This window comes from [Empedobacter] haloabium (genome assembly GCA_008011715.2).
Classification (GTDB): Bacteria; Pseudomonadota; Gammaproteobacteria; order Burkholderiales; family Burkholderiaceae_D; genus Rugamonas; species Rugamonas haloabia.
Genome location: CP136508.1, coordinates 668,175 through 683,859 on the forward strand (window position 1 = coordinate 668,175; position 15,685 = coordinate 683,859).

Consider the following 15,685-nt stretch of genomic DNA (forward strand, 5'->3'; position numbering starts at 1 on the left):
TGTGGTATATCCCTGATGGGTTATGCAATGGCTGGGCCGGCCAGCTCGCCGCGCAGCGAATAGGCCAGGCTTTCCGTGATGCGGATGTCGACCATCTTGCCATGGAACCGCTCGGGCGCGTCGCCACCGTCGAACAGCACCGTACGGGTATTGCCGGCGCGGCCCGTCAGTTCGCTGCCGCCGTTCTTCGACGGGCCCTCGACCAGCACGCGCAGGGTACGGCCCACCATGGCTTCGCTGTGGCGGCGCGTGTTGGCGTCCACCAGCGCCTGCAGGCGCTGCAGGCGGGCCAGCTTGACCTCGTGCGGCGTGTCGTCGGCCAGGCTGGCGGCCGGCGTGCCGGGGCGCTTGCTGAAGATGAAACTGAAGCTGTTGTCGAAGTCGACGTCCTGGATCAGCTTCATCATCGCTTCGAAGTCCTCGTCCGTCTCGCCCGGGAAGCCGACGATGAAGTCGGAGGCGATCGTGATGTCCGGCCGCACGGCCTTGACCTTGCGGATGATGGACTTGTATTCCAGTGCCGTATAGCCGCGCTTCATCGCGCCCAGGATCCGGTCGGAGCCGTGCTGCGCCGGCAGGTACAGGTGGTCCGCCAGCTGTGGAATGCGCGCGTAGCAGTCCACCAGGCGCTGGGTGAATTCCTTCGGATGGCTGGTGACGAAGCGGATGCGCTCGATGCCGGGAATGGCCGCCACGTATTCGATCAGCAGGGCGAAGTCCGCTTGAGCGCCGTCCTCCATCTCGCCGCGGAAGGCGTTCACGTTCTGGCCCAGCAGCATCACTTCCTTGACGCCTTGCGCGGCCAGCCCGGCCACTTCCGTCAGCACGTCGTCGAAGCGGCGCGACACCTCCTCGCCGCGCGTGTATGGCACCACGCAGTAGCTGCAGTACTTGCTGCAGCCTTCCATGATCGACACGTAGGCGAACGCGCCTTCGACGCGGGCCGGTGGCAGGTGGTCGAATTTCTCGATTTCGGGGAAGCTGATGTCGACCTGCGGCTTGCCGCTGTGGCGGCGCAGCTCGATCATCTGCGGCAGGCGGTGCAGGGTCTGCGGACCGAACACCATGTCAACGTGCGGCGCACGCTTGACGATGGCATCGCCCTCCTGCGACGCCACGCAGCCGCCCACGCCGATCAGCAGGTCGGGATTGGCCTGCTTCAGCTTCTTGAACGTGCCCAGGTCGGAAAACACCTTTTCCTGCGCCTTTTCACGCACCGAGCAGGTGTTGAGGAGGATGACATCCGCGTCTTCCGGGGATTCGGTGCGCACCAGGCCGTCGGTCGCACCCAACAGGTCGGCCATCTTGTCCGAGTCGTACTCGTTCATCTGGCAACCGAAGGTCTTGATAAATACTTTTTTCTGCATCCACGGAGTTTACCGTAATTCCCACCCCGTGGCTGCATCGGCGCCGCTTCAGGCGGTGCCGCTGCGGCTTTCCGCCACGACCGGTTCCGGCGCCTTGCGCGCGGCAAAGCGGTTGCGGATCCATACCTGCAGCGGGGCCACCAGGCGTTCCTGCACGTAGACGCACAGCACGATCAGGCCGATCAGGTAGACCCAGAAGAAAGCAACGGAAGGCTCGACGTCGCGGCCGGCCGCGATGATGGACGAGACCCGCCAGTCGGGGCTGTTGACGATCCCCATGACGACTTTCTCGACCGGCAGGAACATCTGGAACGTCGGGCCGTGCAACAGGAAGATCGGCAGCGACGCCGCGCCCAGGCGCTCGCCCCAGTAGCGTACGCGCGCGTTCTGCGTGGGCCTCAGGCACACGCACAGCCAGATCACGGCAAGGCTGGCCGGGTAGTACATGCCGTTCTTGATCAGGTGCAGGTGAACTTCGTGATACTGCAGCCAGATGCCGAAGACCACGGTGGCCAGCACGACGGCGCCGAGCAGGGCGACCTGCCGCGGCGTGCCCATGACCGTGCTGCGCGAATAGTGCACGCACAGCATGATGCCGGCCACGAACAGGGGGAAGCGCACGATCGGATTACGGTGCAGCAGGCCGTCCGTGAACACGTCCGTCCGGCCCAGCAGGTCCGCCACGGCGCCGGGGATCGCGAACAGCACCGCCAGCACGACCAGGCCCATGATCGGGTTCTTCATCCGGTAGATCTTCGGCGCGATGACGGGGAACAGCAGGTAATAGCACCCCAGCGCCGACAGCGACCAGGAGGGGTAGTTGAACGACATGTAAAACGGGTTCCAGGCGTTGAGCAGCAGGATGTTCATCAACAACCCCGCAATGAACTCGCCATGCCCCAGCATGCGCACCGCCGTGCCGGACACCTCGGTTGGCACGGTGACGCCGCCCTTGGTGACGAGCATCAGCGAAATCGGTATCAGCGACAACAGCAAGCCGGCGATATGCAGCGGATACAGGCTGGAGAAGCGGGCGATCATGAAGCTGCGCCGGTCCACTTTGCGGCCGTTTTTCTGGACCACGTAGGCGTAGGTCAGCAGGAAGCCGGACAGGACGAAGAACACGCTGGTGGCCATGTTGCCCAGGCTGAGCGCGGCCTTGAACCAGGTATGCTGGATGGACGGGTAGATCTTCAGCGTATGGAACAGCACGATGTACAACGCTGCCAGGAAGCGCAGCCAGTTCAACGCCGAGAAGCTTTTCTTCCTGGGCGCGGCGGTCTCGCTGCTCGGCAGGCCCGCTCCAGGCTCGATTTTTTCGATTTTCATTGTGCGCTAGGTTCCAGGCAGGATTTCGACAGGGGACGAGGGGCACGACGGTGCGCGGCCGGCTCAGCGGGCAGCTCGTCGCCGCGCCAGGCGGCCGGCCCCAACAGGGCTGGGAACGATCGGCTTGCCCAGGCGCACCAGGATCGCGGCGTGCCGCACGGGCGTCGGCACGGGCGTCGGCACTGGCGTCGGAAATGGTCGCATGGGCAATGTATTCGGGCTGCAGCGCAAGGCACGTGCCGCCTGTGTCGGCGCGACGTTGCGTCGGCACAGGCCTATACGGCACAGGCTGCTTGCCGGGCAAACGTTAAAATTCTAGCACCTCGACAGGTTAAAAGCCAAACAACTTTCTGCACGCGTGGCAAGCGCGCCCGTCAAGGTATCGGGTGCTTTGGCAGCTCGTCCATTAGTCTTGCTCATGCCGGCTGCGTGGCGCCGCCCGCCGCAGCCATGCTGCCGGCGCGACACTGTGCCCGAAACGCAGCTGTGGTGTAACAATTTCCCAAAAGTTCTTTCGTGCGCCACTTGCGGATTGCGTGTGGTGAAATAGCATTGTTGTAAGATTTTTTGCGAAAGATTGATTTCGATTAATCATCGCCTTGCATCGCTTGGCTGGAGCGGGCTTGTTTGGGCATAGAATTTTGCTGTATTTGCAATTTTCATCCCGGAGGTCGCCGGCCCTTGCGCCAGAGGTTTGGCGTAACTCGTTCTGGAACTTATTGGGTAAAACCAAGTCTTCCTTAAGTTCGGAGCAGCACCATCAACCAACTATATAGACGAGGATCAATCATGGCACACCACGCTCTCGCTTCCCAAGAAAGCTACAACCCGAACCATCTGCTGGACATTCTGCTCGGCAAGATGCAACTGAAAAACGATGCGGCTCTGTCGCGCCTGTTGGAGGTGGCACCGCCCGTCATCAGCAAGATTCGTCACCATCGCCTGCCGGTCGGCGCCTCGCTGCTGATCCGCATGCACGAAGTGACTGGCATGAGCATCCGTGACCTGCGTGACCTGATGGGCGATCGCCGCACCAAATACCGCCTGTCCGACGCGCAAGGCCGCCCAAAGCCAGAAGACAAGCAGGCTCAGCAAGCACAGCAGGCTCCTGCCCAGCAGGCACAAAAGCCCGAAGGTGGCACCGGCGGCAACTACGCCCACTGATGAGTGCCGAACGGGAGGGGACCACCCCTCCCGACCATGCCGGCCGAACTACTCCCGAGGCAATCCCGTTCATGGGCTTGCTTTTTTTTGCCCGTTATTCCGCCCAGTCCGGTCAGGGCAGCAGCACCAGCGCGATTTCCTCGTATTGCACCTCGGTCTCGCGCAGCAGGTGCAGGCAGGCAGCGTCGTCCAGATGCACCGCCTGCCAGGCCACTTCCGACAGCGGCGGCACCAGCTCGTCCTCCACCTGCGCCAGATCGAGGGCGTGGGCAATCACGTCCGCCACGTGGATGATCGTGGCCAGGAAACCGGCCCCGGACTGCTCGGGCGCATGGTGGCCGCCGATCGCCAGCCGCATCGTGTCGGAAAAATTCCAGTGTTCGGCCAGCGCCAGGCCGGCCTCGACATGGTCGATGCCCAGCACGGCCCGCTCGGCCTGCAGCAGTACGCAGTCATGGCGCGCGCGCCAGGCCAGCACTTTTTCGTAATGCCGGGGGAAGCAGCTGACCAGCACGAGCCGGCCGATATCGTGCAACAGCCCGGCCGTGAACGCATAATCCTGGTTGAAGCGCAGGTGGCGCGCCAGCACCTTGGCACAGGTGGCGCTGCCGATCGAGTGGCGCCAGAAGGCCTTGTGGTCGAACCCGGCGCACCGGGTTTCGGCAAAGCAGCCGGTGACGGCGGCCGCCGTGATCAGATTGCGCGTGGTCTGGAAGCCGAGGTAGGTGATCGCCTGCTGGATCGTCGTTACCTTGACCTGCAGGCTGTACGCGGAGGAATTGGCGAGCCGCAGGGTCTTGGCCGTCAGCGCCTGGTCGTGCGACACTTTTTTGGCCAGTACCGCGATATCGACGTCTTCCTGGTCTATGCTGTTGAGCAGTTCCATGACGACCGCCGGCAGCGAGGGCAGATCGCCCAGGCCATCGACGACCTCGTCGTAGGTGAGCGCCGTGTTCATGATGCGGTATCGGCACGATAGTCGTGCACGAGGCGATGCAACGAGGCGCGCGCCGGTCCCGGGTCGCCACCGTCGTCGCTGCCCGGTGGGCGGAACAGGTAATCGACGCGTTCACGCCGATGTCGCTCCAGCGCCGCCAGCTCGGCCGCGTCGGAGCCGGTCTGCGCGATTGGCAGCACGTCGATGCCGTGACGGGGCATCAGCGCGAGCAGGGCTTCCGTCAGCACGGTGCCTTCCGGCAGCAACACATGACCATGCATATCGAGCAACTCATCCGACAACGTCATGCCGGGTTGCACCTGTGCCAAGGGAATAGGGCGGTAGCTGCCTGTCATGGTGGCCTCCTGTCCTCGGGATGGTAGCACCAGTTCAGCTCGCGCAGTGCTGCCAACCATGACAGGACGCGTCCGATGCCGCACGGGTGTTGCCAACGTGCATCTGTTGACATACATTAAGGCACTAATTCAGGAGATGCGGATGTTCGGAATCCAAGCGCGGCTGACATTTCTGTTCGTCGTCATCGTCACCGTCGTGCTGGGGATCTCGGGCAGCTATGCCCAATATACGCTGGCGCACGAACTCGAGGTCAACAACCAGCGCCTGCGCGACGGGGTGCTGACGCGCCTGCAGACCAGCCTGCCGTCGGCGTTGTGGGACCTGGACAAGACCAAGGTCGACAATATCGTCGCGGCCGAGATGTTGCCGCCCGAGTTGATGGCGATCCGCGTCTACGATACGTCCGTTGGGCTGTTTTCGGGCAAGCGGCGCAACCCGGACGGCACCGTCGGCAACGTGGCGGCCAATGACGACGTGCCGGGCAGCCCCGTCGTGGCCGACCTGGCCTACCGCGAGACGGACCAGGGCGGGCGGCCCGTCATCGTCGGTCGCGTGGTGGTCAACTTCAGCCGCGACCAGATCGACGCGCGCCTGGCCGCCGAGATCCGCCGCAAGGTCGGCGAGGCACTGTTGCTTGACCTGATCCTGGTGGTGGCGCTGGCGCTGTCGCTGCGCATCGTGTTCGATCCGTTGAAGCGCCTGCGCGACGGCCTGTTCGAACTGGCCACGCGCGGCAGCGACGAGGTGGAGGAGCTGCCGGAAAAGCGCCGCGACGAGCTGGGCGACGTGATCCGCGGCTTCAACGCGATCCAGCGCCGCGTCAAGGCCATCATCCTGCGCACCCGCGAGGCGGAGGACGAGGCGCGTCGCGCGGCCCAGGAGACGGCACAGGCGCTGCACGACCTGCGCCAGGCGCAGGAATCGCTGCTGCAGGCCGAGCGGCTGGCATCGCTGGGCAGCCTGGTGGCCGGCGTCGCGCACGAGATCAACACGCCGGTCGGCATCGCCCTGACCAGCGCCTCGGTGCTGAAGGAAGCCACCGAGGACATCCACGCGGCCGTGACCGCGGGCGCGGTGCGCAAATCGGAGATCCTCAAATATATCGAGACGGCCGGCGAGAGCGCGCGCCTGATCATGAACAACGCCTACCGGGCCGCGCACCTGATCCACAGCTTCAAGCAGATCGCCGTGGACCAGGTCAGCGAGGCGCGCCGCCGTTTCGAGCTGCGCGAGTACATCGGTGAAGTGGTCTCCAGCCTGCAGCCGCGACTGAAGAAGACGCGCCTGGCGGTGTCGATCGACTGCCCGGCCGACGTCATGCTGGACAGCTATCCCGGCGCGCTGGCGCAGGTCATCACGAACCTGACCCTGAACTGCGTCGACCACGCCTTCCTGCCCGACCAGGAGGGCAATATCGACATCAGCGTGCGGCCCGATGGCGACTGGGTCGAGCTGGCGGTGGCCGACAACGGCCGCGGCATTCCGCCGGACCTGATCGACAAGGTGTTCGATCCGTTCGTCACGACGCGGCGCGGCCAGGGCGGCACCGGCCTCGGCCTGAACATCGTCTACAACCTGATCGTCAAGCAGTTCGCCGGCACGATCTCAGTCAGCAGCGTGGAAGGCGCCGGCGCCAGCTTCGTGCTGCGCATGCCGCGCGTGACCCCTGGCGACGGGCCCGGCGCCGATGGCGCACTGCATGGCTGAGCGGGCCAGGCGATGCGCAAGCCGGGCGCCCGAGTTGACGCGGCTGACGCATACTGCGTGCACAAAAAGGAGATCAGGAAAATGAGCACAACACGGCAGATAGCCCTGTTAAGAGGGATCAATGTCGGGCGGGCGAAGCGCATCGCGATGGCTGACCTGCGCAAGGTGCTGGCGGATCTGGGCTTCGGCGGCGTGCGTACGTTGCTCAACAGCGGCAACGTCGTCTTCGACTGCGCGGCACGCGACGCGGCGCTGTCCGCCACCCGCATCGAAGAGGCACTGGTATTGAAGCTGGGCGTGGGCTCGCGCGTCACCGTGCTGGACGCGCGGCAGCTGGACGAAGTCGTGCAGGACAACTGCCTGCGCGAGATGGCGACCGACCCGAGCCGCCTGCTGGTGGCGATACTGAGCAACCCGGCCGACCGGCGCCGCCTGGAACCGCTGTGCCACCAGCCGTGGCAGCCGGAGGCCTTCGCGCTGGGCCGCTGGTCGGCCTACCTGTGGTGCCCCGATGGGGTGCTGGCCAGCCGTGCCGCGGCCGCGATGGGCAACCTGCTGGGCGATGCCGTCACCACCCGCAACTGGAGTACGATCACCAAGCTGCACGCGCTGGCCAACGCCGCCGGCGTCTGACATTTTTGGGAGACGATACATGGGCAAGGCAAGCGGAGAATTCGATGTGGCGATGGTGCCGCAACCGGTGGCGGAACTGAACGCCGGTACGGGCATCGGCCGGATGACGCTGGACAAGCGCTACCACGGCGCGCTGACGGCCACGGGGCAGGGCGAATTCCTGTCCTTCCACGGCGCGGTACCGACCTCGGCCGTCTACGTCGCCATCGAAAAGGTGGAGGGCACGCTGGACGGCCGGCGCGGCGGCTTTGCGCTGCAGCATGCCGGCATCATGGGCGGCGAGCACGCCGGGCTGCGCATCGTCGTCGCGCCCGATTCCGGCACCGGCGAGCTGACGGGCCTGCGCGGGACGCTCGATATCCGCATGGAGCAGGGCAAGCACTTCTACGACTTCGAGTACTCGCTGGGCGAATAGCCGGGCTCGCGTCCCGCCCCGGGGGCAGTCACCGTAGTGAATCACCGTAGTGGGACATGGCCTCGACCGTTCGAGTGCGCATGCTGTTGGGCCCGTGTCCCGTTTTGGTGACTGACCCCGCGGTGGGACGCGAGCTCAGCATGGGGTAGACTGCGCTTTTCACGTCCAGGCCGAATATCATGAAGTTCAAACCGTTATCGCTGCTGCTGGTGGCCGCGCTGCTGTCCGGCTGCGCCGTCTACAAGAAGAACCCGCGCCAGCAGCCTGCCGCCTCCGGCGTTACCAAGGGCAATCCGCAGGTTCTGCTGCTGGGTGAGGTGCACGACAACAAGGCCGGCCACCGCCAGCGTTACGAGGACTTGCGCCAGCGCGTGGAAGCGGGCTGGCGGCCCGTGATCGCGATGGAGCAGTTCGACCGCGAGGACCAGGAACTGCTGAACGCCGCGCAGGAAGGCTGCATGGCTGCGGGCTGCGTGATCCGCGTGATGGACCGCAAGGGCTGGGACTGGCAGCAGTACTACAACATCATCCAGCTGGCGCTGGACCACAAGCTGCCGCTCGTGGCCGCCAACCTGTCGCGCACGAACGCGTCGAAGGTCGTACGCGACGGTATCGCTTCCAGCTTCGACGCCAAGACCGTGGCCGAGTACCGCCTGAACGAGCCCGTGTCGGCCGACTGGCGCAAGGCGCAGGAACGGGAAATCCAGGCCGGGCATTGCGACATGGTGCCGGCGATGATGCTGCCGGGGATGGTGGACGCGCAGATGGCGCGCGACATCTGGATGGCCAAGCTGATCCGCGACCAGCAACCGCGCGACGTGGTGCTCATCGCTGGCAACGGCCACGTGCGCAAGGACATCGGCGTGCCGCGCTGGCTGCGCACCGTCGGGCCCAAGCTGACGACCGAGGCGATCGGCTATGTCGAGGGCGGCGGCGCCAAGGAGCAGTTCGACGACGTGCGTGCCATCCCGGCCGTCAAGCGGCCGGACCCCTGCGCGAAGTTCCGCAAGTAGTTGCGTCGACAGGGCGCCGGGGCCAGCCCGGCGCCAGCGCCGCCGTCAGCGCGGCAGTATCGTCATGCGCGGCGTGCCGCCCTGTTGCGTCACCAGGACCACCGAGTTGCCGGTGCGCAGCAGGGCCACCGGCGTGCCGGCGTGCCCCTCCTGCCGCACCTGGTTCAGTGCCGCATCGTAGACCGTCACCGTCGTGCCGCTGGCCGACGCCGCCATGGCGACCAGGTAGCCGTCGCTGCGCCACTGGGCGTCGTGGAACGGCGCGCCGAGTGCCTTGATCAGTTTCAGGTCGGCTGCGCCGAACACGTGGCCACTGCCGATGGCGATGCGGCCGCCGGCGGACAGGCGCAGTGGCCCGGACACGTCGATATCGCCGTGATAGGGCGAGTCGGCGGGGGCGGACAACTGCCCCGTGGCCTGGTCGAGCTGCTCGTACACGATGTCGTTCGGCGAGCTGTCGTCGCGGAAGTAATACAGGCGGGCCTGGCTGGCACTCCATTCGTAGTGGCGGGAGAAGTGGTTCCAGTCCCGGCTCGACACCACCTGGCCGGCACGATCGATGACGTAGTGCGTGGCCCAGGCGCCGCTGCGGTCCTGGGCGACCAGGTACTTGCCGGCTGCCGCGAGCCCGTTGACCGACTGCGCCAGTGTCGCAAGCCGGGTTTCGCGCGTGTCGCCCGCCAGGTCGATATACGTGATCGCGCCGCTGGCGTAGCCCAGGTAGAGGCGCTGGTGATCGGCCGAATAAGCGAACAGTTTCGGCGCACCGTGGCGGCCGATGACGAGGGGCGCGATATAGCCACGGCGCAGGCGCGACCAGCGGTAGATGCGCTGGTTGGCGTTGCTGAGCATATAGATCACGTCCTGGCCGTCGCCGATGACCTGGTCCGGCACGAACGTGGCGGTGACGCCGTTGCAGGCCACGCCGTTGCCGTCCGCCTCCGCATGACAGGTCGCATCGAAAGGATAGAAGTCCTTCGTCAGCCCGGTCGGGCTGTCGGCGGCCGTGTAGCCGGCCAGGAAAGCGTCCGGATGACCGTCGTTGTCGCTGTCCAGGGCGGCGGTTCGATCGAACGGGAATTTGTCGCTCAGGTTCGGCACGCCGTCGCCGTCGCTGTCGTCGGACGGCTTGTAGGCGATGAACTCGACCCGGTCGGCATGCTTGATGACGATGTAAGTCGCCTCGGCGGCCGGCACCAGCCCGAGTACTTCGCCCTGCAGCGGGAGCTCTTCCAGCGGCGTCAGCGCCGCGCCATGGCGAATCAGCCGCGTCTGGCCGGCGCCCTGCGTCAGCACCAGCAGTTCGCCGTTGCCGATCCAGGCCGCATCCGTCACGCTGCTGCCCACGTTGCCGCGCCAGGACAGGGCCGGCCCCTCGTACACGTCGCCGGTGCCCAGCAGGATGCGCGAGCCGGATTGATTGGCCCGGATCGGCCCGGCGATATCGTAGGCGCCGTGGTACGGCGTCTCGCCTTGTTCCGTGATCGTGCCGGTGGCCTGGTCGATCACGTCGAACATCAGGTCGTTGGGGGAGCTGCCGTCACGGAAGTAGTACAGCCGCGCTTGTCCCGGCGCCCAGCCGAACTGGCTGGAATGATCGCGCCACTCCTTGCTGTCCACGCGGATGCCGCGCTTGTCGTAAACGTGATGGGTACCCCAGGCGCCGCTGCCGTCGCGCGCGACCAGGTAATTGCCGGCCGCCGCCAGGCCGTCGATCCGGCTGGGCAGGGTGGCAAAGTTGCCGGGTTGCGCCTGCAGCGATTCCGTATAGGCATGCACGCCGCCCTGGGTATCGCCGATATATAAACGGCCGTGCGCGGCCACATAGGCAAAGGCGGTCGCGCTGAAGCCGGTCATTTCGCCGCGGCCGAGGAAATGTCCCGTCCTGACGTCGTACCCGTACAGCCGTGGCACGTCGCCTTCGGCACTGAAGAATACCTTGCCGTCCGCCTGGCCGACGATGCGCAGCCGGGTGGCAGCCATGGCACGCACGTGGCAGGTGCCGCCGGCGCCGTCGCTGGCCGCCGCGCACAGCGGGTCGGTCGGCGCCACGTCCTGGGCGTCGGCGGTACCGTCCTTGTCGGTGTCCACGAAGGGTACGGGTGGCACCGTTACCGGTGGCACCGTATCCGGCGGACTATCGCCGCCGCCGCAGCCGGCAAGAAAGACGGCGAGCCAGCCGGCCCATAGTGCGTTCGATATTTTCTCTCTCATGGTTTTGGTGCTTGTTTATTGTGTTGATAACTCATCATTTTAACCAGTATGAATATCGGCGTGCACGGGAAAAGCGGTGCGCACCCTTCGCGGCGAAAAGCCGATAATGCGGCCAGGAGATGCCAATGAATAAACAGGATTCAACGGATTACGACACGATGGACGTGCCCGGCGGCCGGCCGGTCAAGATGTGGACGCATGGCGTGCCCGTGGAGGCGGAAGCCAAACAGCAGCTGGCCAATACGGCGCGCATGCCTTTCATTTACAAGCACATCGCCGTGATGCCCGACGTCCACCTGGGCAAGGGCTCGACCATCGGCAGCGTCATCCCGACGCTGGGCGCGGTCATCCCGGCCGCCGTCGGGGTCGATATCGGCTGCGGCATGATGGCCGCCAAGACGACGCTGACCGCCAGCGACCTGCCGGACAATCTGGGGCCGCTGCGCAGCGCCATCGAAAAGGCCATTCCGCACGGCCTGTCGCCCCGGACGCGCGGCTTCAAGGGTCGCGACGAAGGCTCCTGGCAGAACCCGCCATCGGCGGTGGACGCCGCCTGGATGCGGCTGAAGGACGACTTCGACGTCATCTGCGCCAAGACGCCCAAGCTGCGCCACACCAACAACTACAAGCATCTCGGCACGCTCGGCACGGGCAACCATTTCATCGAGGTCTGCCTGGACGAGGACAATGCGGTGTGGCTGATGCTGCATTCCGGCTCCCGTGGCGTGGGCAACGCCATCGGCACGCACTTCATCGAACTGGCGCAGCAGGACATGCGCACACACATCGCCAACCTGCCGGACCGCGACCTGGCTTACCTGAAGGAAGGCACGCAACACTACGACGACTATGTGGAGGCGGTCGATTGGGCCCAGCGCTTCGCGCGGATGAACCGGGAAGTAATGATGCAGAACCTGATCGGTGCCGTGCGCAGCGTGATCCGCAAACCGTTCGAGACGCACGTGGAGGCCGTCAACTGCCACCACAACTATGTGCAGAAGGAGCGCCATTTCGGCCAGGACGTGCTGGTCACGCGCAAGGGCGCCGTCTCCGCGAAAAGGGGGGAGCTGGGCATCATCCCTGGTTCGATGGGCGCGCGCAGCTATATCGTGCGCGGCAAAGGCAACGAGGAAAGCTTCACCAGCTGCAGCCATGGGGCGGGGCGCACGATGAGCCGCAGCGAGGCAAAACGGCGGTTCACGCGTGAAGACCAGGTGAAGGCCACCGCCGGCGTCGAATGCCGCAAGGACGCAGGCGTGGTGGACGAGATCCCGATGGCCTACAAGGACATCGACGCGGTGATGCACGCACAGCGCGACCTGGTCGAGGTGGTGCACACGCTCAAGCAGGTCGTTTGCGTGAAGGGCTGACGATGCAGCAGGCGCCGACGATAGAACTGGACGGCTCCTCCGGCGAGGGCGGCGGGCAGATCCTGCGCTCGGCGCTGACGCTGTCGATGATCACCGGGCAGCCGTTCCGCATCCGCCACATTCGTGCCAACCGGCCCAAGCCCGGCCTGATGCGCCAGCACCTGATGGCCGTGCGCGCGGCGGCCGCCGTGTGCAGCGCCGACGTCACCCATGCGGAAGTGGGCTCGACCGAGCTGACGTTCGTGCCGCGTGCGATCCAGGGCGGCGTCTACGAATTCACGATCGGCACGGCCGGCAGCGCGACGCTGGTGCTGCAGACCCTGCTGCCTGCGCTGCTGTATGCGGACGTGCCGTCGGTCGTGCGCGTCAGCGGCGGCACCCATAACCCGAAGGCGCCACCGGCGCATTTCATCGACCGCGCCTACCTGCGCCTGTTGCGGGCGATGGGCGCGCAGGTCGAGTTCGAACTGAAGCGCTTCGGTTTCTATCCCAACGGCGGCGGCGAGTTGTGCGCAGCCGTCTGGCCCAGCCCGGGCCTGCGCCAGCTGGAGCTGGTCGAGCGGGGCACGCTGCGTGCCGCCCATGCGGAAGCTTACGTCGCCGCGCTGCCGCTGGCGATCGCGCAGCGCGAACTGGAGTGCCTACGCAAGGAGCTCGATTGGCGCACGGATGCTCTGCAAGCGCATCCGCTGTCGAACGACCAGGGGCCGGGCAATGCGCTGCTCATCATGCTGGAGAGCGAGCACGTGACGGAGGTGTTCTCGGCCGTCGGCGAAAAGCGGGTGCGCGCGGAAGCGGTGGCCGGCGGCGCCATCCTGGAAGCGCAGCGCTACCTGGCCTCCGGTGCGGCGGTCGGCGAGCATCTTGGCGACCAGCTGATGCTGCCGCTGGCGCTGGCCGGCGGCGGACGCTATACGATCGACCACGTGTCGGCGCACGCGATCACGAACGCCGAGGTGATCGCGCAGTTCCTGCCCGTGACGGTCACGTTCGAGGCGGGCGAGCAGCGCAGCCTGTGCACCATCGCCAGCGCGTCAGAATAGATACTGGGCGCTGACGCCGGCCTGCCAGTTGCGGCCGGGCGCCGCCTCGTAATAGCGCTTGTTGGTGTCGCCAACGATCACCGAGCCGACGTATTGCCTGTCCAGCAGGTTGCCCAGCCGGACGAACTCGCGCAGGCGCCAGGCGCCGAGTGCTTGCCGCGCCTGCAGCCGCAGGTTCAGGATGGCGTAACCGGGCGCCGGCCGTTCGCGGTTGGTGTCCTCCGCATAGACCCGGCCGCTGGCCAATGCTTCGAGCGCCGCGCCATAACGGTCGGCGCTGTCCCGCCACGCCAGCTCGGCGTAAGCCGTGACGCGGGCGACGCCGGGCAGGCGATTGCCCTTGCCGACGACGGCGAACGCCTCGTCATAGACCGCGCGCAGGCCAGTCAGCGCCGCGTGGGCGGAAAGGCCGTGGCGCCAGGCCGTGTCCAACGATACCTCGACGCCCTGGCGCACGGTGCGAGCGGCATTGCGGTAGCTGGTGCGGCCGCCGCTGGCGGCATCCACCACCAGTTCGTCGCGCGTGCGCACCTGGAACAGCGCCACGTCGGCCCGGGTCGACTCGGCCAGGCGCAGCTTCGCGCCGGCTTCCACGTGCGTGCTGCGCGCCGGGCGCAGGCCGAAATTGAAGCCGCCGCTGGCGGAATAGAAGGACTCGTTCAGCGTCGGCGTCTCGAAGCCGCGCGCCGTGCTGGCATACAGGCTCAGTGCCGGCGTCGCCTTGTACAGGGCGCCCAGCACCGGTGTGGTGCGGGCGAACGTCATGCCGCCGCTGTCGTTGCCGTTGGCGAGGAACCGGTCGTCCACGTCCACCTTGACGCGGCTGTGGCGCAACCCGGCCGTCAGGCGCCAGGGCCCGCTCTGCCATTCGCTCTGTACATAGGGATCGAAGTTCGAGACGACGTCGTTCTCGTCGCGCCGCAACGCGCCGCGCACGCCCAGCTGGTTGCCGATGAAGTTCTCGTAGCCCTGGCGGTCGTCGCTGGAACGGTCATAATCGACGCCGACGGTGGTGCGCAGCACGCCGGCGTCGAAGCGCCGCACGTCGCGCCAGCTGATGGCGGCGCCGTGGAACCGGCGTTCGAAGTCGATCACGCCGCCGGAGTGGGACGCGGGGGCTTGAAAGGCTTTCGAAAAGGCCTGGTACTGCACCACGTCGCGGTTGCCGCCGTAGAGCATGAGGTGCAGGCGGTGCTCGCCGAAGTGGATGTCGTAGCTGGCGCCGACCTGCTGGTGATCGATGCTCTTGCGGGTGTCGTAGCGCTCGGCGAAGGTGCGCCGCGGCGTGACCGTGTCGTTCGGGTCCGTTTCGCCCGCGCGCGGGTCGCGCTGGAACGTCGCCCACTGCACGCCGAGCGGGTCCTGGCTGTCGTCCTGGCGCAGGGCGCTGGCGACGATCGTCAGCTTGCTGCGCTGGTCCGGCTCGAACGTGAGCTTGGCGAAGGCCTGGTCGCGCCGGGCGGCGCTGTGGTCACGGTAGCCGTCCGTATCGAAGCGGGAGGCATCGAGCACGTAGCCCATCGTGCCATGGCGGCCTTGCGCGGCGAGGTCGGCCTTGCGGGTGCCGTCGCTGCCGCCCATCACGGACATCTCGACGGAGGCAGGCGCCTTGCCTTCCTCCGTGAACAGCTGGATGACGCCGCCGGAGTGGTTGCCATACAGTGCCGAGAAGGGACCACGCAGCACCTCGATACGCTGGGCGCGATCCAGGTTGAAGGTGGCGGCCTGACCCTGGCCATCCGGCATGGTGGCCGGGATGCCGTCCGCGATCAGCCGTACGCCGCGCACGCCGAAGGCCGAACGGGCGCCGAAGCCGCGCGAGGAGATCTGCAGGTCCTGTGCGTAGTTTTGGCGGTTCTGCACCACGAGCCCAGGCACCGCGACCAGCGCTTCGGAGGCGTTGACGCGCAGCTGGGCGTCGCGGATGTGGGCCATGTCGACGACGTCGATTGCGGCCGGAATGTCCTGGCTGTTGTGTTCGATACGGCTGGCGGTGATCACCACCACGTCGCCGGGAATGTCGGCGGCGCTGGTCGCCAACGGGAAGGCTGCGGCGATGGCCGCGCCAAGGTGGAAGGGAAGTCGTCGCATGAAATGGGGGTGGTGGCTTATTTGCTAACAAATTTGCTAACGAAT

The 15,685-nt window shown here is 66.3% G+C and carries 14 protein-coding genes; 7 read left to right on the plus strand and 7 right to left on the minus strand.

Features of this window, described 5'->3' with window-relative positions; genetic code table 11:
- Positions 1–20 precede the first annotated feature (20 nt).
- The 3 genes from miaB to E7V67_002965 form a co-directional block, all read right to left on the minus strand.
- Positions 21–1,367 (minus strand): tRNA (N6-isopentenyl adenosine(37)-C2)-methylthiotransferase MiaB, encoded by a 1,347-nt coding sequence (miaB, locus tag E7V67_002955; protein WUR14081.1) that lies wholly within the window; start codon positions 1,365–1,367, stop codon positions 21–23.
- A gap of 48 nt (positions 1,368–1,415) precedes the next feature.
- Entirely contained in the window at positions 1,416–2,696 is a 1,281-nt protein-coding gene (locus E7V67_002960) for an acyltransferase (GenBank protein ID WUR14082.1), read from the minus strand.
- A gap of 63 nt (positions 2,697–2,759) precedes the next feature.
- Positions 2,760–2,900: a hypothetical protein gene (locus tag E7V67_002965; GenBank protein WUR14083.1), complete on the minus strand. Its 141-nt coding sequence runs from the start codon at positions 2,898–2,900 to the stop codon at positions 2,760–2,762.
- A 585-nt stretch (positions 2,901–3,485) separates the two neighbouring features.
- Between E7V67_002965 and E7V67_002970 the strand changes: the two genes are divergently transcribed.
- The gene (locus E7V67_002970; GenBank protein ID WUR14084.1) at positions 3,486–3,860 is read left to right on the plus strand and encodes a hypothetical protein; all 375 of its coding nucleotides are present in this window, start codon (positions 3,486–3,488) and stop codon (positions 3,858–3,860) included.
- Between the two features lie 112 nt (positions 3,861–3,972).
- Here E7V67_002970 and E7V67_002975 read toward each other — a convergent pair whose 3' ends face one another.
- Both E7V67_002975 and E7V67_002980 read right to left on the minus strand, forming a co-directional pair.
- Positions 3,973–4,818, minus strand: a complete 846-nt coding sequence (locus E7V67_002975; protein WUR14085.1) for an HDOD domain-containing protein — start codon at positions 4,816–4,818, stop codon at positions 3,973–3,975.
- Complete coding sequence (locus tag E7V67_002980; protein ID WUR14086.1) at positions 4,815–5,153, minus strand: hypothetical protein; 339 nt, start codon at positions 5,151–5,153, stop codon at positions 4,815–4,817. Before E7V67_002980 ends, E7V67_002975 begins: the two co-directional genes overlap by 4 nt.
- A gap of 142 nt (positions 5,154–5,295) precedes the next feature.
- On the opposite strand from E7V67_002980, the gene E7V67_002985 reads away from it, so the two are divergent.
- The 4 genes from E7V67_002985 to E7V67_003000 all read left to right on the plus strand — a co-directional run bounded on the left by E7V67_002985 (position 5,296) and on the right by E7V67_003000 (position 8,922).
- On the plus strand, positions 5,296–6,861 hold the full coding sequence (locus tag E7V67_002985; GenBank protein ID WUR14087.1) for a HAMP domain-containing sensor histidine kinase: 1,566 nt from the start codon (positions 5,296–5,298) through the stop codon (positions 6,859–6,861).
- An 81-nt stretch (positions 6,862–6,942) separates the two neighbouring features.
- On the plus strand, positions 6,943–7,494 hold the full coding sequence (locus E7V67_002990; protein ID WUR14088.1) for a DUF1697 domain-containing protein: 552 nt from the start codon (positions 6,943–6,945) through the stop codon (positions 7,492–7,494).
- A 19-nt stretch (positions 7,495–7,513) separates the two neighbouring features.
- Entirely contained in the window at positions 7,514–7,909 is a 396-nt protein-coding gene (locus tag E7V67_002995) for a DUF3224 domain-containing protein (protein ID WUR14089.1), read from the plus strand.
- A gap of 179 nt (positions 7,910–8,088) precedes the next feature.
- Positions 8,089–8,922 carry a ChaN family lipoprotein gene (locus tag E7V67_003000; protein ID WUR14090.1) on the plus strand — a complete coding sequence of 278 codons (834 nt, stop codon included), beginning with the start codon at positions 8,089–8,091 and terminating at the stop codon, positions 8,920–8,922.
- A gap of 45 nt (positions 8,923–8,967) precedes the next feature.
- Here E7V67_003000 and E7V67_003005 read toward each other — a convergent pair whose 3' ends face one another.
- Positions 8,968–11,136 (minus strand): hypothetical protein, encoded by a 2,169-nt coding sequence (locus tag E7V67_003005; GenBank protein ID WUR14091.1) that lies wholly within the window; start codon positions 11,134–11,136, stop codon positions 8,968–8,970.
- A 125-nt stretch (positions 11,137–11,261) separates the two neighbouring features.
- On the opposite strand from E7V67_003005, the gene E7V67_003010 reads away from it, so the two are divergent.
- Together E7V67_003010 and rtcA are read left to right on the plus strand one after the other, a co-directional pair.
- Positions 11,262–12,506, plus strand: coding sequence for an RtcB family protein (locus E7V67_003010; GenBank protein WUR14092.1), 1,245 nt, complete (start codon positions 11,262–11,264; stop codon positions 12,504–12,506).
- 2 nt (positions 12,507–12,508) lie between these two features.
- A complete protein-coding gene (gene rtcA, locus E7V67_003015; protein WUR16219.1) occupies positions 12,509–13,549 on the plus strand; it encodes an RNA 3'-terminal phosphate cyclase in 1,041 nt (346 codons plus the stop codon).
- Here the strand turns inward: rtcA and E7V67_003020 are convergent.
- Positions 13,541–15,640 (minus strand): TonB-dependent receptor, encoded by a 2,100-nt coding sequence (locus E7V67_003020; GenBank protein ID WUR14093.1) that lies wholly within the window; start codon positions 15,638–15,640, stop codon positions 13,541–13,543. The genes rtcA and E7V67_003020 overlap by 9 nt on opposite strands.
- Between the last annotated feature and the right edge of the window lie 45 nt (positions 15,641–15,685).

Coding starts and splice junctions, on each gene's coding strand:
- miaB (WUR14081.1), bottom strand. CDS start 1,367: ATGCAGAAAAAAGTATTTATCAAGACCTTCGGTTGCCAGATGAACGAG.
- E7V67_002960 (WUR14082.1), bottom strand. CDS start 2,696: ATGAAAATCGAAAAAATCGAGCCTGGAGCGGGCCTGCCGAGCAGCGAG.
- E7V67_002965 (WUR14083.1), bottom strand. CDS start 2,900: ATGCGACCATTTCCGACGCCAGTGCCGACGCCCGTGCCGACGCCCGTG.
- E7V67_002970 (WUR14084.1), top strand. CDS start 3,486: ATGGCACACCACGCTCTCGCTTCCCAAGAAAGCTACAACCCGAACCAT.
- E7V67_002975 (WUR14085.1), bottom strand. CDS start 4,818: ATGAACACGGCGCTCACCTACGACGAGGTCGTCGATGGCCTGGGCGAT.
- E7V67_002980 (WUR14086.1), bottom strand. CDS start 5,153: ATGACAGGCAGCTACCGCCCTATTCCCTTGGCACAGGTGCAACCCGGC.
- E7V67_002985 (WUR14087.1), top strand. CDS start 5,296: ATGTTCGGAATCCAAGCGCGGCTGACATTTCTGTTCGTCGTCATCGTC.
- E7V67_002990 (WUR14088.1), top strand. CDS start 6,943: ATGAGCACAACACGGCAGATAGCCCTGTTAAGAGGGATCAATGTCGGG.
- E7V67_002995 (WUR14089.1), top strand. CDS start 7,514: ATGGGCAAGGCAAGCGGAGAATTCGATGTGGCGATGGTGCCGCAACCG.
- E7V67_003000 (WUR14090.1), top strand. CDS start 8,089: ATGAAGTTCAAACCGTTATCGCTGCTGCTGGTGGCCGCGCTGCTGTCC.
- E7V67_003005 (WUR14091.1), bottom strand. CDS start 11,136: ATGAGAGAGAAAATATCGAACGCACTATGGGCCGGCTGGCTCGCCGTC.
- E7V67_003010 (WUR14092.1), top strand. CDS start 11,262: ATGAATAAACAGGATTCAACGGATTACGACACGATGGACGTGCCCGGC.
- rtcA (WUR16219.1), top strand. CDS start 12,509: ATGCAGCAGGCGCCGACGATAGAACTGGACGGCTCCTCCGGCGAGGGC.
- E7V67_003020 (WUR14093.1), bottom strand. CDS start 15,640: ATGCGACGACTTCCCTTCCACCTTGGCGCGGCCATCGCCGCAGCCTTC.